Genomic DNA, 2,797 nt, shown 5'->3' with positions numbered 1-2,797 from the left:
GCTGTGCACGATGTTGCCGTGTGCATCCTGGCTCGAGCGCAGGCGGCCGTCGACGCTCGGCTCGATACGCCAGGACATGACGTGCTGCCCGTCATGGTCCCGCGGCGTCAGCCGCAGAATCTGCGTGATATGGCGCGCAGGCTCGGCGTAATCATAGGCGATGGTGTGGGCGATCCTGATCCGCATGGTCCGGTCCGAGCGGTTAGGGCAGTCGTTCTGCGGCCGCGGCGCCGCGCGCGGGCAGGTCGTTCATTGCAGATACTGCTCGAAGATGGTGTGGCCGAGGCGGTTGTTCTCGGTGATGAACTCCTCGATGAACTCGTGCAGCCCATGCTCGAAGATTTCGTCGATCTTGGTATTGCTGAGGTTGGCCAACGTCTTGCGGGCCTGGCGCTGGGAAGCGCCTTGCCGGCCATACGCATCGCCGAGATGGTCGAGGAAGCGCGAGATGCTCTCGTAGCAGGCGGCGAGCGAACGCGGCATGCGGCGGTTCAGGATCAGGAGGTCCGCGACGAGGATCGGCTTCACCGCCTCGCGATAGACCCAGTGATAGGCCGTCAGCGCCGAGACTTCGCGCAGCACGGTGCTCCACTGGAAGTAATCGAGCGACCCGCCGACCTGCTCATCCGCCGGCAGCAGGACATGGTACTTCACGTCGAGAATGCGCGCGGTGTTGTCGGCACGCTCCAGATAGACGCCGAGCCGCGAGAACCAGTAGTTGTCGTCGCGCAGCATGGTCCGGTAGGCAGAGCCGTCGAAGGCGAGAGAGACACTCTTCACCCAGTCGAGGAAGCGGGCGAATTCCTCGCGATCCATCCGCGTCTTTTCGAAGCGCTGGAGTTCCAGCCAGGCGCCATTGATGGCATCCCACATCTCCGATGTCAGCGCAGTGCGCACGGCGCGGGCGTTGGAGCGGGCGAGCGCGAGGCAGTTGCGTATCGACGACGGATTGTCCGGGTTGAAGGTCAGGAAGTCGCAGACATTGCGTTCGTTGGCCTCGCCATAGGCCTTTGCAAAGGCGTCCTCGCACCCGGCGGTCGAAACGGCGCTGTGCCACTCCGTGCCGGCGCCGCCATAATTGGTGGGCAGGTTGGTCAGGCGGGTGGTGGCATCGAGGATCCGGGCGAGATACTCGGCCCGCTCGACGTAACGGGATACCCAGTAGAGGCTGTCGGCTGTACGCGAGAGCATGGTCAGCGAATGCCTTTCCGCTGCGTGGCGGGGGAATGCAGGGCGTCGAAGGGAAGGCGACAGAGCGTCATGCGTCGAGGACCCAGGTGTCCTTGGTCCCGCCGCCCTGGCTCGAATTGACGACCAGGGAACCTTCCTTGAGGGCGACGCGGGTGAGGCCGCCCGGCACGCAGGAGATGCCGTTGGCGCCGGACAGCACATAGGGGCGCAGGTCGACATGGCGCGGCGCCACCCCAGAGGCGACGAAGGTCGGGCAGGTGGAGAGGGCCAGCGTGGGCTGGGCGATGAAGCCGTCCGGCTGGGCCTTGAGCTTGCGCCGGAAGGTCTCGATCTGCGCCTTGTTGGCATGCGGGCCGACGAGCATGCCGTATCCGCCCGAGCCGTTCACCTCCTTCACGACGAGCTTTTCGAGGTTGTCGAGCACATAGGCGTTCGCTTCCGGCTCGCGGCAGCGGAATGTCGGGACATTCTTCAGGATCGGCTCCTCGCCGGTGTAGAACTTCACGATCTCCGGCATGTAGCTGTAGACCGCCTTGTCGTCGGCGACGCCGGTACCGACGGCGTTTGCCAGCGTGACGTTGCCGGCCTTGTAGGCGCCGATGATGCCGGGGACGCCGAGGACCGAGTCGCTGCGGAAGACGAGCGGATCGATGAAGTCGTCGTCGATGCGCCGGTAGATCACGTCCACGCGCTTCGGCCCTTCGGTCGTCCGCATGTAGACGACATCGTCCTTGACCAGCAGGTCCGAGCCCTCGACCAGCTCGATGCCGAGCTTGTCGGCCAGGAACGAGTGTTCGTAGAAGGCCGAGTTGTACTGGCCGGGCGTGAGCAGGCAGATCGTCGGATCGGAGGAGGCGCTGCGCGGTGCGACCGAGCGCAGGGCCGCCAGCAACTGGTCCGGATAGTTGTCGACCGGGGCGACGCGATGCGACGCGAAGAGCTCGGGAAAGAGCCTGAGCATCACCTCGCGGTTCTCCATCATGTAGGAGACCCCGGATGGCGTGCGGGCATTGTCCTCCAGCACGTAGAAGGTATCGGCATCGACGCGCACCACATCGATCCCGGCGATGTGGCAGTAGATGCCGTGCGGCACCTTGAAGTCGACCATTTCGAGCTGGTAGCAGGCGTTCCGGTAGACGAGATCCGGCGGGATGATGCCGGCCTTCAGGCACTCCTTCGGCCCGTAGACATCGGCCAGGAACATGTTCAGCGCGGTGACGCGCTGGCGCAGGCCGGCTTCGAGCTTGGTCCATTCCGGCTTGGTCAGCACGCGCGGGATGATGTCGAAGGGGATCAGCCGCTCGGTCGATTCCGCATCGCCGTAGACGGCGAAGGTAATGCCGATGCGCCGGAAGAACAGCTCGGCCTGACTGCGCTTCAGCGCCAGCGTTTCCGCCGGTGTCTCCTTGAGCCAGCGGTCGAGAGCGTCATAGGCCGACCTGAGCTCCGTGCCGGTGCCGGTCATTTCGTCGAATGCGACCATGCAGCCCTCGTCCCCTTTTCGGTCAGCCTATGCGCATTCGCTGCCGTTCGGGAAGAGGGAGGAAGCTGGACAATTGTCCTGGCCTGCCGCTTTCATAGGCAGGTATCGATGGGGTCCTTCCAT

The 2,797-nt window shown here is 64.6% G+C and carries 3 protein-coding genes; all 3 read right to left on the bottom strand.

Going from position 1 to position 2,797, the window contains the following annotated elements; translation table 11 throughout:
- The coding region (locus ACIPIA_RS13630; RefSeq protein ID WP_400510323.1) for a transglutaminase N-terminal domain-containing protein at positions 1–186 on the bottom strand (186 nt) is incomplete at its 3' end.
- 63 nt (positions 187–249) lie between these two features.
- Positions 250–1,191: an alpha-E domain-containing protein gene (locus ACIPIA_RS13625; RefSeq protein WP_400510321.1), complete on the bottom strand. Its 942-nt coding sequence runs from the start codon at positions 1,189–1,191 to the stop codon at positions 250–252.
- Positions 1,192–1,258: 67 nt separating this feature from the next.
- Complete coding sequence (locus ACIPIA_RS13620; RefSeq protein WP_400510320.1) at positions 1,259–2,674, bottom strand: circularly permuted type 2 ATP-grasp protein; 1,416 nt, start codon at positions 2,672–2,674, stop codon at positions 1,259–1,261.
- Between the last annotated feature and the right edge of the window lie 123 nt (positions 2,675–2,797).

Source organism: Allobosea sp. CER48 (assembly GCF_044752385.1).
In the GTDB taxonomy this organism is placed as follows: Bacteria; Pseudomonadota; Alphaproteobacteria; order Rhizobiales; family Beijerinckiaceae; genus Allobosea.
The sequence above is the reverse complement of the archived record's forward strand: the minus strand, read 5'-3'. Positions and strand labels throughout refer to the sequence as shown.

Excerpts from the sequence above, each read along its gene's own strand:
- ACIPIA_RS13625 (WP_400510321.1), bottom strand. The coding sequence starts at position 1,191 with ATGCTCTCGCGTACAGCCGACAGCCTCTACTGGGTATCCCGTTACGTC.
- ACIPIA_RS13620 (WP_400510320.1), bottom strand. The coding sequence starts at position 2,674 with ATGGTCGCATTCGACGAAATGACCGGCACCGGCACGGAGCTCAGGTCG.